Source organism: Nitrobacter sp. (assembly GCF_047149785.1).
In the GTDB taxonomy this organism is placed as follows: Bacteria; Pseudomonadota; Alphaproteobacteria; order Rhizobiales; family Xanthobacteraceae; genus Nitrobacter.
Genome location: NZ_BAAGBE010000001.1, coordinates 930806 through 948546, shown reverse-complemented (window position 1 = coordinate 948546; position 17741 = coordinate 930806). Strand labels below are relative to the sequence as shown.

Annotated in this window: 4 protein-coding genes; 2 read left to right on the top strand and 2 right to left on the bottom strand. The window is 59.9% G+C overall.

What is annotated here, in order from left to right:
• Positions 1-24: 24 nt before the first annotated feature.
• Together ACMDCM_RS04365 and ACMDCM_RS04360 are read right to left on the bottom strand one after the other, a co-directional pair.
• Positions 25-13098, bottom strand: coding sequence for a non-ribosomal peptide synthase/polyketide synthase (locus ACMDCM_RS04365; RefSeq protein WP_412772422.1), 13074 nt, complete (start codon positions 13096-13098; stop codon positions 25-27).
• 23 nt (positions 13099-13121) lie between these two features.
• Positions 13122-14099 carry a TauD/TfdA family dioxygenase gene (locus ACMDCM_RS04360; RefSeq protein WP_412772421.1) on the bottom strand — a complete coding sequence of 326 codons (978 nt, stop codon included), beginning with the start codon at positions 14097-14099 and terminating at the stop codon, positions 13122-13124.
• Positions 14100-14359: 260 nt separating this feature from the next.
• Between ACMDCM_RS04360 and ACMDCM_RS04355 the strand changes: the two genes are divergently transcribed.
• On the top strand, positions 14360-15166 hold the full coding sequence (locus ACMDCM_RS04355) for a phytanoyl-CoA dioxygenase family protein (protein WP_412772420.1): 807 nt from the start codon (positions 14360-14362) through the stop codon (positions 15164-15166).
• A gap of 230 nt (positions 15167-15396) precedes the next feature.
• Positions 15397-17724, top strand: a complete 2328-nt coding sequence (locus tag ACMDCM_RS04350) for a penicillin acylase family protein (protein ID WP_412772419.1) — start codon at positions 15397-15399, stop codon at positions 17722-17724.
• The last annotated feature ends 17 nt before the right edge of the window (positions 17725-17741 follow it).

Below are 17741 nucleotides of genomic sequence, written 5' to 3'. Positions count from 1 at the left end.
TGTCAGATGACTGAACGGTCATGATCAATCGTCCGGCGAGAGATCGGCAAGAATGACGCTTGCGGTTGACGCCATTTCTTCGAGAGATACATCAGACCGAGCAGTATGGTTCTTTGCAATCTCCGCGATTGTTGGTGTCGTGAATAACAATTTCGGTGTGAGGCCAATACCTTCGCGACATGCTCGCGAGATAACAAGAAGGCCCCGAATAGAATCTCCACCAAGATCAAAGAAGTTATCTGTAACCCCAACTCGCTCTACGCCTAGAACGTCCTGCCAGATCGCAACCAAAGTGCGCTCGGTATCGGTCTGCGGAGAAACATATGAGACAGCAGAGATATTTAACTCGCTCAGCGCGCGACGGTCAGTCTTCCCGTTAGAAGTCATTGGAAGGATCGGTAGCACGATCACACGTGTGGGGACCATGTACTCCGGCAACAATGTTCGGAGATACCGCTTAATGTCGTCTTCGATCTCGACCGCATGCTCTGGGTGATTCGGCACAACATAAGCCCAGAGCATTTGACCAGCGTCGGCGTCGCGCAGGGTAACAGCACCATCAAGGATGCCTTTAAATGTGCGTAAATGGGCTTCAATCTCACCTATCTCGACACGAAATCCTCGAACCTTCACTTGTTGGTCGAGGCGGCCAACGTACTCGATCTGGCCGTCCTCTTGCCAACGTGCGAGGTCTCCGGTGCGATACATGCGCTCGCCCCCTACGGATGCGAAAGGATTTGGAACAAACCGCTCCGCCGTCAAGTGTGGGCGTCGATGATAGCCGCGAGCCAGTGAGGCACCGCCAATAAAAAGTTCGCCGACGATTCCGCATGGAACCATTTCTAAATCTTGCGAGAGAATATATGCGTTAACGTTAGAGAGGGGAGATCCAAGTGGCACGCGGTCGTTAAGGTGTCTTTTCGCTATCTCGAACGTAAGAACCCCGACGGTCGTTTCGGTTGGGCCATAGTGATTGATAACACGACAAGTACCATCCGCTTCGCTGATGTCGCTAATCAACGACGGTGCCAACGACTCACCTCCAAGAATGAGCGATTGGGCGGGCAATATCTCATTTAATGGAACGCCGACACCTAAACCTCTCAGGTGTGTCGGCGTGAGTTTCAAGACGTCGATCGCATAGCGCTGTGTGTAGCTAGCGAAGCGACGTCCATCGAGAGCATATTCAGACGAGAGCAAATGGAGCGTAGCCCCTGAACATAAAGCACCGAACAGTATGGTATGGCCGAGGTCGGCAGCGAGCGTAGAGATCATGGCCATGTTGGTAGAGGGACCAGCAGAGAGTGTCTGCATCATTGTCGAGATATAATTTACTAGCGAGCGGTGCGTAACCGCGACACCTTTCGGCAGTCCAGTCGAACCGGATGTAAATATGACATAAGCAATATTGTCGCTCGTGCAGTTGACATTCCGCGGCGCGGAGATATCTGTGTCCACGTAATCGTCCGGTCGGATAACAGTGGTAATAAGAGACTGATAATAATCAGGATCACTTGGGACAATAAGCACATTGATCTCGTTGTCCGCTACGAGCGCCCTTATGCGATCCAGTGGAGCATCAGGGTCGATCGGCACATAGACCCCACCCGCTTTGAGGATAGCAAGCATTCCAATCATGGTTTCGTTCGAGCGTTCAGCCACTACGCCAACAAGAACTTCGGGACCCACTCCGAGCTCACGTAGATGGTTAGCGAGCTTGTTCGCTCTTTGATCGATCTCCCCATAGGTAAGCATCGATGACTCGCATACGAGTGCGAGATTGTGGGGGTAACGAGCTGCCTGAAATTCGATAAGCTGGTGGACGCAATTGCTCTTGATGGCAGACCGCGTACCATGCCCCCAGTTTCGAAAGCGAGTAATGTCGTCACCCGAAAGCAGAGCTACCTCGGCAAGCGTTCCGGCTGGTGTTTCCGGAAGGCTTGATAAGCTCGTCAGCAGATGGCACCAGTTAGAGGCCAGTTGGCGAACTATGGTGTGAGTAAGCTTATCATGTGCATAAGCGAAGTGGCAGTTTAGATCGTCCGTGACATCGATATTGAGCGTTAATGCATAATGATTGGGATTGTTTATCGTTATATCCGATATATTGAGTGCAGCAGATGAGCGTTGCCGCAGCGCCTCGTCGACGGGATAGTTCTCGAACACGAGGATGGTATCGAACAGGGCTTGGCCGGGCTGACCGGCCCAGCGCTGGATGTCGTAGAGCGGCACCTGCTCGTGCTCGCGCAGCATCACGTTCTCCGCCTGAAGCTGGCGCAGCCAGTCGCCAATGTGTTGTTCGGGACCCGGACCCTGGATCACCGGCAGCGTGTTGATGAACAGGCCCAGAATCCCCTCCGCGCCGGGAAGGTCGGCCGGGCGCCCGGCGACGGTTGCGCCGAATGTCACGGTCCGCTGCCCGCAATAGCGCTGCAGCAGCAGGATCCAGGCCGCCTGCACCAGCGTGTTGAGCGTCACCCGCTCTTGCTGGGCGAAGCGCTGCAGCCGCGCGGTCGCCGCCGCATCGAGCCGGCATGTGATCGTGTCGTGTCCGTCGGCCCCTTCGTGCCGACCACGTGCCCCGGCGAGCGCGTCGACAAGCAATGTCGGCTCGTCGAGGGCGACCAGCCTCTCCTTCCAGAAGGCCTCGCTCGCGGCCTTGTCCTGCTGGCTCAACCAGGCGATGTAGTCCCGGTAGCGACCGCTCACTGGGCCCAACGCCTCGCCGAGGTAATGCGCGAACACCTCCTCGATCTGCCGCGCCGTGCTCCACCCATCCATCAGCAAATGATGATGGGTCCAGATCAACTGGTGCCGGCCGCCGCCCAACCGCAGCACACTCACGCGCTGCAGCGGCGCCACGCCGAAGTCGAAGCCCCGTGCCCGATCGGTAACAGCGAAGCCGTTGATCTCGGCCGCCGCCCTGCCCCGCCAGTCGATGACGTCGATCGCCGTCGGCACGCTCTTATGCACGATCTGCAGCGGGTGCGGGACATCGCCTTCCCAGACGAAGCTGGTGCGCAAGACCGCGTGCCGCGCCGTCACCGAGGCCCAGGCCGCCTCGAAGCGTTCGAGATCCAGCCCCTCGACCGCAACGCTGAGCTGGTTGACGTAGTGCCCTGACGATGGATCGTGCAGCGCGTGGAACAGCATTCCCTGCTGCATCGGAGACAGCGGGTAGACATCCTCGATCTCGCGCGCCGCCACAGGCAGCCCATCGATCCGCGCCTGCGTCAGACCCGCCAACGGGATGTCGGACGACGTCAGCCCCTGTGCTTGCTCGCTGAGGCAATGCGCGATGACCGCTTCAAGCTCGGTCTGATACTCCTGAGCGAGGCCTTCGATCGTCGCAGCATCGTACATGTGCCGGCTATAGGCGAACGATAGCCGCAGTTCGCCGTTGTAGACCTGTCCATCGATGCTCAGCCAGCTGCCAAACGCCGCATCTGGATCGCGGTTGTGCCCTCCGCTCTCCTGCGCGGGCACAAAGGCGCCATCGTCATCGAAGCTGCCGTCAAACTGGCCCAGGTAGTTGAAGGTGACACGCGGCTCGGCCAGACCATCAAGCTGCGACCGCAGTGTCGCAGCGCTTAGATGCTTGAGGATACCATAGCCGAGACCCCTGCTCGGCACCCCGCGCAGCTGCTCCTTGATCGCCTTGATGGACGTGCCAAGCGATGGAGCAGCTTCGCCATCGAGAACAAGCTCCAAAGGTATCGTCAGGCGCACAGGGAACAAGCTGGTGAACCAGCCGACCGTGTGGCTAAGGTCGATGTCACCGAACAGGTCCTCGCGGCCGTGGCCTTCGAGCGCCACCAATACCGAGACGCTGCTGCACCAACGGCATAGCACCCGTGCCAGCGCCGTCAGCAGCAAATCATTGACCTGGGTACGATACGCTTCAGGCGCTTGCTTCAGCAGTTGCGCCGTCGTCGGCTGGTCGAGCCGTATCTCGATGGAGGCGGCGTCACACATCAACCCGCCATCGACGGCGCGATCGCGCGGTAGCTCGCTCAATCCAATGGGGCTCAGTTGCTCGCACCAGAACGGCAACTCTTCCGCAAGTGCCTCGCTGGTGGCATAGCTTCGCAGTCGTTCGGCCCAAGCCTGGAAGGAGCTCGTCTTCGCCGGCAGGGTGATCGTCTCGCCGACAAGCAATTGATGATAGGCGCTCTGTAAGTCGTCGAGCAGAACGCGCCACGACACCCCGTCCACCACTAGGTGGTGAACCACCAACAACAGGCGCCCGGTCCCGTCTGTCAATCGCACATACAGCGCGCGTAGCAGCGGCCCGTGTTCAATCGACAGACTGCGCTGCGCTTCTTCGTATAAAGGTGTAGCGTCAGAAGCCGAACTCACCTCGTGAAGCCACAACAGCCGAGCATCATCCGGCGCACCAGTCTCTACATGCTCCGCCGACCAACCCCCAGCTTCAACGCACCGCCGGAAGCGCAACCGGAAGGCGTCGTGATGCGCGACGACGGAGCGCAGCGCGGTTTCCATCGCAGCAGCATCAATCCTCTGCTGCACCTTCAGCAGCACCGACTGGTTCCAGTGATTGCGATGCGGGACGGCCTCTGCGAAGAACGCCTGTTGGATCGGCAGCAAGGGCATCGGCCCGGAGACGGCGTCTCTCTCCACGGCGCTGGTCGTCGCCTCAACCTCAACCACGGCCGCAAGTCCTTCGACCGTCTGCCGCTCGAACAGCTGCTTGGGCGTGAGCTTGAGACCGGTACGTCGCGCCCGCGCGATGATCTGCAGACTGAGAATGGAGTCGCCGCCCAGCACAAAGAAATTGTCGCTCACCCCAACCCGCTCGACCCCCAGAACCGCTTGCCAGATCGCAGCGAGCGTCGCCTCCGCCTCGTTGCGCGGCGCGACGTAGTCCGCCGTCACGACATCAGGCTCAGGCAGCGCCTTGCGATCCAGCTTGCCGTTCGGCGTCAGCGGCAGCACATCCAGCATCACCAAATGCGCCGGCATCATGTAATCGGGAAGCGCCGCGGCAAGATGCGACCGCAGCCGGTCGATCAAATCGAACCCCGTCTCACCGCGCGGCACTACATAGCCCACCAGCTGCTTGCCCGAGCCTCCGTCGCGCGCCACCACGACCGCCTCGCGCACATCGCCATGACTGAGCAGCTGGGCCTCGATCTCGCCGAGCTCGATGCGGAAGCCACGTACCTTCACCTGATGGTCGATCCGGCCGACGTATTCGATCGTTCCGTCCGGTCGCCAGCGTGCAAGATCGCCCGTCCGATACAGCCGCTCGCCAGGCTCCTGTGCATAGTGGTTCGGAACGAACCGTTCCGCCGTCAGCCCGGGTCGACCGTGATAACCCCGCGCAAGCCCCGCGCCGCCAATGTAAAGCTCGCCAACAATCCCTACAGGAACCGCGTCCAGGTCACGGTCCAGAATGAATGACGAGAGATCAGAGATTGCAGAGCCAACCGGCGAAGCGACCAGAGCGGTGTCGATTACTGAGAGCGGCCGATAAGTGACATGCACGGTTGTCTCCGTGATGCCGTACATGTTCACCAATTGGGGAACTTGATCACCAAACCGGGCAAACCACAGGTCGAGCGCTTTGATATCAAGAGCCTCTCCTCCGAACACAACATAGCGGATCAACGATGCTCTTCCAGACGAAAGCGCTTGGATAAGAGATCGGAATGCTGAAGGCGTTTGATTGAGGACCGTCACTCTTTCGCTCTGCAAGAGCCCGAGGAACAGCTCCGGCGTTCGCGTCACATAATAGGGGACGACGACCAGCCGGCCGCCATAGAGAAGTGCGCCAAAAAGCTCCCAGACCGAAAAGTCGAAGGCATGGGAGTGGAACAGAGACCAGACATCGTCGGAGTCGAAGCCAAATTGCTCCTCCGTTACCTCGAAGAGCCGCAGCACGTTACCATGGGTGATCAGGGTCCCCTTTGGTCGTCCTGTTGAGCCTGATGTGTAGATGCAGTAGGCGAGGTTCTGTGGGGTTGTGATGGTGGGTAGGTTACCGGCGTCGAGCTCTTCGATCGCATGCCAGTCCCGATCCAGGCACCACACGGTCGGGATGGCCGCAGCAGACCCGGTCTCTGTGGCATCGCCGCCAGCGTGGTGAGAAGCGATCCTCAACGGCAACTGCTCGAGTACCCGTTCCTGGGTCAGGATCAGCGGCACCCGTGCATCTTCGATCATGAAGGCGAGCCGCTCGGCGGGATAGCTCGGGTCGAGCGGGACGTAGGCGCCACCGGCCTTGATGATGCCGAGCAGACCCACCACCATCTCCAGTGAACGCTCGACCGCAAGGCCCACCAGAACGTCCGGACCCACGCCTTGTGATTGCAGATGCCGCGCCAGCCGGTTCGCCCGCGCGTTGAGCTCGCCATAGGTCAGCTGCGTGTCCTCGTACACCACAGCGACTGCGTCCGGATGCTCGCGCACCCGCACCTCGATCAGCTCGTGCAGGCAGCGGCCGTCCAGGGTACGCGCCTCGCCTCGCGACCACTGCTCGACAACCTGCGCATGCTCAGCCGGAAGAAGAAGCCGTAGATCACCCGGCAGCGCGCCAGCGTCGGTAGCAACGCCTTCCAGCAGATGGGCCAAGTGCGCCACCACGGCCTCAACCTGTGCTCGGTCCAGGCGCGCTTCCATGTACGAGACATCGATCGCCAGTCCGTCAGCACGCTCCACCACCACCACGGTCATCGCGTAGTTGGTGGTTTCGACGTTTTCCATCCCCCCGAACGTGAGCACCTTGCCGGCGCGTTGCCGCAGCGCCTCATCGACGGGGTAGTTCTCAAACACGAGGATGGTATCGAACAGCGCCTGGCCAGGCTGGCCGGCCCAGCGCTGGATGTCGTAGAGCGGCACCTGCTCGTGCTCACGCATCGCGACATTGTCGGCCTGGAGCTGGCGCAGCCAATCGCCAATATGTTGTTCGGGACGCGGGCCCTGGATCACCGGCAGCGTGTTGATGAACAGCCCGAGCATGGCCTCGGCGCCGGGAAGGTCGGCCGGGCGCCCGGCGACAGTCGCACCGAAGGCAACGGTCCGCTGCCCGCAATAGCGCTGCAGTAATAGCGCCCATGCTCCCTGCACCAGCGTGTTGAGCGTAACCCGCTCCTGCTGCGCAAAGCGCTGCAGCCGCGCCGTCGCCTCGGCATCGAGCCGGCATGTGATCGTGGCGTGTCTGCCAGCGTTCCGGCCGCGTGCCCCGGCAAGCGCATCGACAATCGATGTCGGCTCGTCGAGTGCGAGCAGCCTCTCCTTCCAGAAGGCCTCGCTCGCCGCCTTGTCCTGCCGGCTCAGCCAGGCGATGTAGTCCCGGTAGCGGCCGCTCACCGGACCCAGAGCCTCGCCCAGGTAATGCGCGAAGGTCTCCTCGATCTGCCGCGCCGTGCTCCACCCATCCATCAGCAAATGATGATGGGTCCAGATCAGCTGGTGCCGGCCATCGGCAAGCCGCAGCACCGTCATCCGCTGCAGAGGAGCCCGCGTCAGGTCGAAGCCCTTCGCCCGGTCGGCCGCCGCATAGGCCGCAATCTCCTCGTCATTGACCGCGCGGTCGAGCCAGTCCATCACCTCGATCGCAGGCGGCACGCTCTTGTGCACGATCTGCAGCGGGTGCGGGACATCGCCTTCCCAGACGAAGCTGGTGCGCAAGACCGCGTGCCGCGCCGTCACCGAGGCCCAGGCCGCCTTGAAGCGCTCGAGATCCAGCCCCTCGACCGCAACGCTGAGCTGGTTGACGTAGTGCCCTGACGATGGATCGTGCAGCGCGTGGAACAGTATTCCCTGCTGCATCGGAGACAGCGGGTAGACATCCTCAATCTCCCGTGCAGGCACCGGCAGTCCATCGATCCGCGCCTGCGTCAGACCCGCCAACGGGATGTCGGAAGGCACAAGCTTCGTCCGGGCGCTGACGTCGACCTCGACGACGGCACTCTCGACCACAGATTCGATGATCTGCGCCATCACGCCCAGCTGCTCGATGGTCTGCCGCTCGAACAGCTGCCTGGGCGTGATCTTGAGGCCAGCACGTCGCGCCCGTGCGATGACCTGCAGGCTGAGGATAGAGTCGCCGCCCAGCCCAAAGAAGTTGTCGGTGACCCCGACCCGATCGAGCCCCAGCACCTCCCGCCAGATCGCGACAAGCTTCTCCTCGACCGCGTTGCGCGGCGCCATATACTCCGCCGTCACCACGTCGGGCTCAGGCAGCGTCTTGCGGTCGAGCTTGCCGTTCGGCATTAACGGCAGCGCCTCCAATACCAGCACATGGGCCGGGACCATGTAGTCCGGCAGCACCGATCCCAGATGCTCTCTCAGACGGTCGCATAGCCCATCAGCAGGCTCGCCCCGTGCCACGACATAGCCGACCAGCTGCTTGCCGGATCCGCCGTCCCGGGCGACGACCACCGCTTCGTGCACCTCCGCGTGCGCCAGAAGCTGCGCCTCGATCTCCCCGAGTTCGATGCGAAAGCCTCGTATTTTCACCTGGTGGTCGATCCGCCCGACATACTCGATCACGCCGTCCGGTCGCCATCGCGCCAGGTCCCCTGTGCGATAAAGACGCTCCCCCGCCCGTTGCGGGAATGGATTTGGAATGAATCGCTCGGCTGTCAAGGCAGGCCTGTTCTGGTACCCGCGAGCAAGACCAACGCCGCCAATATAGAGTTCGCCTGTGGCGCCCTGCGGAACGGCGTTCAGATCAGCATCGAGAATGCAAAGCTGCGTGTTCCAGATCGGACAGCCAATCGGAATGCTATACGCGCCTTGCTCCTGCCGGCACCGCCAGAAGCTGACGTCGATCGCCGCTTCGGTGGGCCCGTACAGATTGTCGAGGTGGACGCCATAGCGAGCCAGGAATGCGTTTTGCAAATCCGGGCGCAGCGCTTCCCCGCTGCAAATCACCCGGCGCAGGCTATCATGCGATGTAACGCTATCCGCCTCGATAAATGCCCCCACCATCGACGGAACAAAGTGCAATATCGTGATCTGATGCGCGTCGATCAGCGCACTAATCCGTCGGGGATATCGATGGACATCTGGCGGGGCGACGATCAGCTGCGCTCCAAACATCAGTGGCAGGAATAGCTCCCAAACCGAGACATCGAAACTGAATGGTGTCTTATGCAGAACGCGGTCGGCGGAATCTACTTTGTAGGCATTCTGCATCCAGTCCAATCGGTTGACGATTGCTTGATGCGTGTTCGCCGCAGCCTTCGGCCGTCCGGTCGAGCCCGAGGTATAAATACAATAGGCGAGGTTCAAGGGAATGACATCAACCTCAATATCGGCATTGCCGTAAGCCTCGATTGCCGGCCAATCCCGGTCGAGGCAGAAATATCGCCCCGATGCCGGCTCGAAACCCGTATCCTTAGACCCAGGCGCGATGTCCTTCATCGGCGTCCTGCCAAGCGGCGGAAGCGTGTCCAACAGGCGTTCTTGGGTCAGCACGAGCGATACACGGGAATCGGCAATCATGAACGCAAGCCGGTCAGCAGGATAACTCGGATCGAGCGGCACGTAGGCGCCACCGGCCTTGAGGATACCGAGCAGCCCGACGATCATTTCGATCGAACGTTCGACCGCAATGCCGACCAGAACGTCCGGTCCGACACCTTGCTCACGAAGATAGCCTGCGAGCCTGGCCGCGCGAGCATTGAGTTCGCTGTAGGTCAGTGTGGCATCTGCGCAGACCACCGCGACCGCATCCTGGCACTCGTTCGCCCGTGCCGCGATGATCTCATGCAGACACCCTGGAGCCGGTCGACTTTCGCCGCGCCCCCACCTGTCGAGAACGAGTAAACCCTCGTCGGAATCAAGAAGCGGAATGTCCGCAAGTCTGACGCCCGGATTACCGGCTATCGCTTTGAGCAGCCCTTCAAGATGTCTCCCAAGGCGGGCAATTGTCTCCGCCTCGAAGAGATCGACTGCATACGTAAAGATAAGCTCGACCTCATCCGCACGCTCCTCAATATCGAGGCTGAGATCGAACTGCGTGTCGCGATTGCGCGTTCGGAGAATTTCGATGTCGAGGCCGCCCGCGTGGCGGATGCGGCGACTGCGACCCGTCTCCAAATGATTGACCATCACCTCGAATAGCGGATTGTGGGTCAGGCGACGCTCCGGGCGCAGTGCATCGACCAACTGATCGAATGGCAGCTCCTGATGAGTCTGGGCTTCGAGGACTGTCGTCTTCACACGCGCGAGCACTTCGTCGAAACGCAGATGCCCGGCGACGACCGTACTCAAAACCTGAGTGTTCACGAAGACACCGATCAGCCCTTCCAGCGCCGTCTGTGTCCTGTTGGCTGTAGGGACGCCGACCCGGATCTCCTGCTGGCCCGTATAGCGATAGAGCAGTGTCTTAAATGATGCCAAAAGCACCATGAACATCGTCGCCTGCCCGGTCTGGCTTAGCGACCGTAATTGCGTCGTTAGACCTGGACTGATCACCAGTCGGTGTGTGTCCCCGCGATGGCTCCGGTCGGGCCGATGCGGACGATCCGCGGGCAATTCAAGAGCGGGGTGGTCTGAACCGAGCTTCTGTCGCCAGTAGGCGAGTTGCCGCTCCGTCTCACCGCCACGCAGCCAGTTGCGCTGCCACTCCGCGAAGTCGATGTACTGAATCGGAAGATCAAAAAGCGCGGACGCGAATCCTCCAACAAACGAGTCGTAAAGCGCGACGAACTCATCGATCAACAGCTGCATCGACCACGCATCGCAGGCAATATGATGCACGGTCACGATGAGCCGATGATCCTGAGCCGCGCATCGCACGAGCCGTATCCTCAGCGGCGGTCCGCTTTTCAGGTCGAAAGGCGTTGCAGCTTCTTCATCGAGCAGCCGTTCGACTTGGGTTTCGCGAGCCTCCTCATCGAGAGCGCTCAGGTCGTCGCGCGCAATTGCCGGGGCGTATGATTGATGAACCCGCTGGAGTGTTCCGTCCGGACCGCCAGAAAAGCTTGTCCGAAGCGTCTCGTGGCGCTGTACGATCCGCGTGATCGCCCCTTCCAGCGTCTTGTCGTTTAGCGGGCCCAACAAACGAACCGCGCCGGAGATGTTGTAGGCAGGGCTCGATGGCTCCAACTGCCACAGGAACCAGAGCCGCTCTTGTGCGTGCGACGCCCGCGCTTCCGCGAGCCCGGCGCGTGCCGGAATCGCCGGAGCGGGCGCTGGTCGCTGAGCCAAGGACTGCTGCAGCTTTCCGGCTAATCCAACCGGTGTCGGGGCCTCGAAAAGGTGGTGCAATTCGAGTGCGATCCCCAGACGCTCGCGAAGGCGGGCGATGACTTGTACGCCGGTGATCGAATTGCCGCCGATGAGGAAAAAATTATCGCCGCGGCCAACCATGTCGGTTTGCAACACCGATTTCCATATTTCAATCACCTCATCCAGACCTGGCGCGCCGTCGCCATCGCTCTGAGGCGCCGGCCCCTTGTTTTCTGTCAGCGCCTCGGGGCCGCGTGACGCAAACAGACCCAGTTCGCCGGATTGCCACAGCTCATAGCAGCGGCCGCGCTGCAATTTTCCGCTTGAGGTTTTGGGAAGCGCGCCGGGTTGCAGCAGCAAGACGAGTTTCGCGGGCTCCTGATAGACGTTTGCGATCGTCTCGCTGATTGTGTCCGCCAATGCATCCGGCGAAATGATCCGTTGCATCGCACGGCTGATTTCCGCCGCAACACCAATCGCCTCCTGACCGTCCGATACGATCGGAAATGCTGCGACACGGCCGCGGCGCACAGCCTCAACCTCAGTTTCGATCAGTTCCTCAACGTCCTGAGGGTAGATATTCTGGCCACGGACAATAATAAGGTCCTTCTGCCGCCCCGTTACATAGAGATGGCCTTCGTGCATAAATCCAAGGTCGCCGGTCCGCAGGAAGCGTGCTCCATCAACTTCCGGAAATGTTGCGGCGGTGGCCTCTGTATTGTTCCAGTAGCCTGGAGAAACGCTTGGGCCGGAAAACCAGATTTCTCCTATATTGTCGTCGCCCTGCGCACCGATGATACGGATGTCATGCCCAGTTTGCACACGGCCACAACACACCACGTCTCCCTGTGCGAACGGGCTGGCTTGCAGGCCCTCACCCCGACCTGCCCCAGTGACAATAAGCGTTGCTTCCGCCAAGCCATAACAGGCATATGCGGCCCGGCCATCGAACCCGACCGCGCTAAACCGATCGGTGAATGCGTGAAACGTACTTGCCCGGATCGGTTCGGATCCGCAAAACGCCAACGTCCAACTCGACAGGTCCAGCCCCTGCAGGCTTGTATCCGACACGCGTTCCGTACACAGACGAAATGCAAAATCTGGCCCGCCGCTAATTGTCCCGCCAAATCGCGATATCGCTTCAAGCCATCGGATCGGTCGCTCGAGAAACTGTTGTGGCGACAACAGGACGACCGATGCACCGCTAAACAGCGGCTGCAGCAGCCCTCCAACCAATCCCATGTCATGGAAAAGCGGCAACCAGCTGACAACCGTATCATCTCTGTCGAATTCGAATGCGGCTTTGATCGATGCCTCGTTCGAAACGAGATTGCCATGCGTGATCATCACTCCCTTCGGCGTCGAGGTAGAGCCCGACGTATATTGCAGAAAGGCGATTGTGTCCCGATGGGCGGCTGGCGGTGCCCAATCTGGCGCTGGCGACCGCCATCCTGCGGGAACGACAACGCGGGGTCTGGGCTCAAATATTGCCAGGAGTTCCTGTACCGCTTCGATGTTTACCGTCGCAGCAATTGCAATACTGGGGCGACAGTCTCCTATGATCCCAGCGAGCCTAGCCGCCGAGCCGGACCTCTTGGCTCCGGGCGGATAGGCGGGAACCGCGATCAGCCCGGCATAAAGGCAGCCAAGAAACGTGACGACATAGTCGACGCCACTCGGAAGGAGGATGAGAACGCGGTCTCCTGGCGCGGCCAACCGACCAAGATAGCTTGCCGCCGACCGGGCGCATTCGTCCAACTCCGCGTATGTGAGGCAAACCGGCTCGTCCCAGGCATCGGCGAGGCTGCGAATCGCAATTCGGCTTGGTTGACGCCCAACGTGATCCTGCAGAACGTCAATGAAGGTCGCGAGTGCCTCGTGCGGAGCGTGCATTACGTACTGCCAATTTTGCGGGGCTACTGAGGCAGTGCTAGTTCCCCATGGGGTTTCGCCATGGCGACAAGGACCTTGCGTTGGCCTTTGAATGGCGCTCGACCGTGCGCGGTCAGCATATTGTCGAGCATCAGGACGTCGTTCGTCTGCCAATCAAACGTCACAGTCGCGCGCGCGATCACAGCGCGGATACGATCGAGAACGTCCTCTTCGATGCAAGACCCATCTCCGTAATACGCATTGCGCGGAAGATCTTCCTCCGCGACAGCATCAAGCAGCGCTTCTCGCACTGGAGCAACGAGGCTGGAAACGTGGAACAGATGCGCCTGGTTGAACCAGACAGCCTCGCCTGTCACCGGATGTCGCGAAACCGCCTGCGCGATTTGACGCGTGCGCAGGGTACCGTCTTCCTTCCATTCGCAGACGATGTCCCGCTCTCGGCAATACCGTTCCACGTCATCCTTATGTGATGTGTTGAAAACGGTCTCCCAAGGCAAATCGAGGCCATTGCCGTAATTGCGGACATACATCACTTGTCTATTCTGGAACGCATCCCGGATGGGCTCGGGGATATCATTGTAGATTCTCCGGCTATCCGCGATAGGCGTTGCGCCACCGGCGTCTGCCGGAATCACACAATGAAACCAGATACGCATCGGCCAATCGCGGGTATACGATTGCTCGTTATGAAGCGGGATATGTTGAGACGCCGGATATTCAGTCGACGTGTAGATGCGGTCGCCGACGTGCGATCTTGGGGTCGATGCGAAATCGTAGGTGAGCAGGGCATCACCGAAGGCCGTCGCAAAATCATGGAACGCGTTGGGGGCGTCAAGCGCGAATCCTCGGAACAGCACCCCGCCACATGATGTCAACGCCGCCTCGATCTGCCCACGTCGGCCGTCAAGAACGGAGTGCACCGATTGACCGAGGTCGTTTGCGCGCACCACAACGGGAAGACCCGCGCTCGCTTCGGAACGTGACATCGCGTTTTCAGGCATTGCGCTCCCGCCTGGCATGAGGCTGTTCCTTTTGCCCAGCGCTGTAATGCGCCACCGCAACTCAGGCCGGTGATCGACCTGAGTTGTTCTCCGCTATATACTAAAGGATACAGATGTGCGATGACTGTGTCATCAAAAATGAGCACCAGTCGGGCGTCCGCGGGGTCAGCTAATTATGTGCGCCGCAATAAGGGGCTTTCTCGCAGGATATGCTGTAATCGGTCGTCGCCGGTTGATGCCTGGTCGCTTGGAGGAACCCCATGCGTTTGACGGACAACTGCCTTAAGTCATTTCGCCAAGAAGGTTATGCACTCCTCCCCGAAGTGCTGTCGTCTCAGGAATTGGCTGTTATTCGCTCACATATCGATGAGCTTGCTAAAATTGAATCAGAAAGCCGGGTACTCGAACGCGATGGACGAACCGTGCGCGCCCTGCATGGATGTCATCTACACGACGCATTGTTCGATCGGCTCGTTCGTCTCCCTGCATTCTTGGAGCCTGCGCGACAGATCCTTGAATCCGAAGTTTATACGTATCAATTCAAGGTAAATACGAAAGCCGCGTTCCGCGGTGACGTCTGGCCATGGCATCAGGACTATATTTTTTGGCGGAATGAGGACGGAATGCCGGCGGCGCATGCCGTGAACGCGATGGTCTTCCTAGACGATGTCACGGAGTTTAATGGGCCACTCTATTTCATGCCTGGATCACACCGTGAAGGTTGTATCGCCTCCCCCAAGCCACCTGGACCCGACGCCGGGTGGCAGAACGACGTAAGCGCCGATCTCAAATACCAGATTTCGGAGGAGCAACTCGCATCGTTTGGGCAGCGCTACGGCCTTGTCGCGCCAAAAGGATCCGCGGGCGCTGTTGTCTTTTTCGATTGTAATATCGTTCACGGCTCGCCATCGAACATCTCACCGTCCGCTCGCCGAATGCTGATCATCACCTATAATGCCGTGAATAATGTTCCGATCCCGCGACCACGCCCAAGACCGGCTTTTCTCGTGGGTCAGGCGACCGCTCCACTCGTCCCCCTCACCGATGCGCTGTGTACCGGGATATAACGAGATGGCGATGGCATCAACGCATGGCCGTAATCTATGAAGGCGTTCGATCGACTGCTGTTGGCTACTGAAGGTTCAGACGGGCCGTTTCGACGATCGCGGCCGCCGCGGCCCGAGTCCATCGCGATGGCTCCTTTTCGCCCGGCCCAAATGCCCTGCTTGGCCGCTTTACAGGCCGGTCGCGATCCGCAAGTAACGGCCCGCCCCCTTCGGCACCCAAGGTAAACTCGATGCTGGACCGGCATGTCGCTTCAACTGCTCTGCTGGATGCCAAGCCGCGAGTCTCTGACACCTTTCGGCGGGACAGCTATGACGCCGCGATCCGGTGGACGTCGTATGGGATTCCGCACATCAAGGCCGGAGACTACGACTCTCTCGCGTTTGGCGTCGGCTACGCCTACGCCCGTGACAACGCAGAATTGTTGGCAGACGCCGTGCTGACGGTGCGCGGGGTGCGCTCGCTCTGTTTTGGAGTTGAGACCCTCGTCTCGCATCAATCGATGTCGAATCTCGACAGCGACTTCTTCCACAAAATCTACTTCGATCCGGTCAAGCTTGACGCGGCCTATACGAGTGAGCAGCCTCGCACAGCCGCGATGCTGGAGGCCTATGCCGCCGGTGTTCGCCGATCGATCGCGGAGGCACATGCCCATGGTATCGTCCACCCTTGCCTTGATGCATTGAAAGATGCGCCCATAACCCGCCAGGACCTGTACCTTTTGCTCGCGCAAAAGGCCGCACAAACCAGCGGCTGCGCCTTTGCAAGCGCGATTTTGGCTGCCCGCCCTCCAAGCTCGAAAGGCGAGGTCAAAACGATCAACCCTGACACGCGTTCCGAGCGAACAGAGCGTCTGGGAAGCAACGCCTTTGCCATCGGACGAGACCTTTCCGAAACCGGCACGGGTCTGCTTGTTGCAAATCCTCACTTTCCCTGGTTCGGGCCGCACCGTTTCTATCAAATGCACCTGACGATTCCGGGTGAACTCGACGTTATGGGCGCCAGCGTGCCGCCCTTTCCTGTCATCAATATTGGATTCAACCGGAATATCGCCTGGACGCATACCGTGTCACCAAGCCGTCGTTACGCGATTTATGAGCTTCGCTTGGGTCGAGCGTCTCCCTTGACCTACCGGATAGGCTCGCAGACTGAACCAATGATCGAACGAGCTATATCTGTGCCCGTCCGGTCGCAGGACGGCCGCACCGAAGAGATGCACCGCATTTTTTACAGCACGCGCCACGGCCCGATTATTGCTCTTCCGGAAGCCGGGTGCCTGTGGTCCGACCGCCGCGCCTATGCGTTCTGCGATTCAGCGCAGTCCATCGGCATGGTCGAGCAATGGCTTGCGCTGAATAAAGCGTCCTCTGTGAAGGAGGTCGATGGAGCCCTTTCCCGTCATCGCGGGGCTCTCTGGCTGAACACGCTCGCGGCGGACCGGAAAGGTGACGTTTATTTCGGAGATCTCACCGCGGTGCCAAACGTCTCGGCTTGGCAACAGATCATCTGCGCGCCCTCAAGAGCTGCACGCCGTGTCGCGCGTCAGCAGAATGTCATTATTTTGAATGGCGCGCGGCGTGTCCACACGCCTCGTGAAACCAGCCAAGGGGTACGACCCGCGGCAAACATGCCCCGTGCGATTCGGTCCGATTACGTGTTGAACTGCAATGACTCGCATTGGTTAATTCATCGGACAGCCCGGCTTCGCCGATATCCACGCTTTGTCGGGCTTGAGCACGCGCCTCAGGGGTTTCGAACGCGGATGGCGCACCATGAACTCTCCGCATTGACCACCGGCGGTCGCCGCATCGCCAGCCGCGACTGCAAAGAGATGCTGTTTAGCAACCGGAACTATGCCGCGCTCCAGGTCCGGGACGACCTTTGCAAGTTAAGCCTGGACCACTCCGAAGTAATCCTGTCTGACGGACATGCCGTCGAACTGGCCCACGCCTTCGCGGTACTGCAAACCTGGTCAGGATGCGACGACAGCGATGCCGCCGGTGCAGTCCTCTTCCGGGAATTCTGGCGCCGCGTGCAAAGCGACCAAAAGATTTGGCGAATAGCCTTCAACAGCAAGGAGCCGCTCACAACACCGCGCGGGCTCGCGATCCATGATCCGGCGGCTATTCGACTTATCCTCACCGCTCTCGGAGATGCAATACAAACAATGCTGGCGAATGGCTTTCCCATCGACGTGACGCTTTCGGCAGTCCAGGGGATTCGGATTGCTGATCAATCGATTTCTCTCCACGGCGGCGACGGGTCGGCGGGCGTTCTCAATCTCATGGAATTCGGGAAGCTGACGAAGGACGGCTACCCGCGATCGGACATCCAGGGAACGAGCTATTCACAGATTGTGACCTGGGTCGATGGAGCCGTTGTCGCGGACGCCATTCTTCCATTCTCCCAGTCATCGAATGAACAATCCCCCAACGCCTCGGACCAGACCCGCCTCTTCTCGCAAAAAGCCTGGGTCCGCCTGCCGTTTGCTGAAGCCGACGTCATCTCCGATCCGAACCTCACGCAATTGCGAATCCATGAAACCGCGCTTCCGCAATAATGCCCGATCGCTCATCG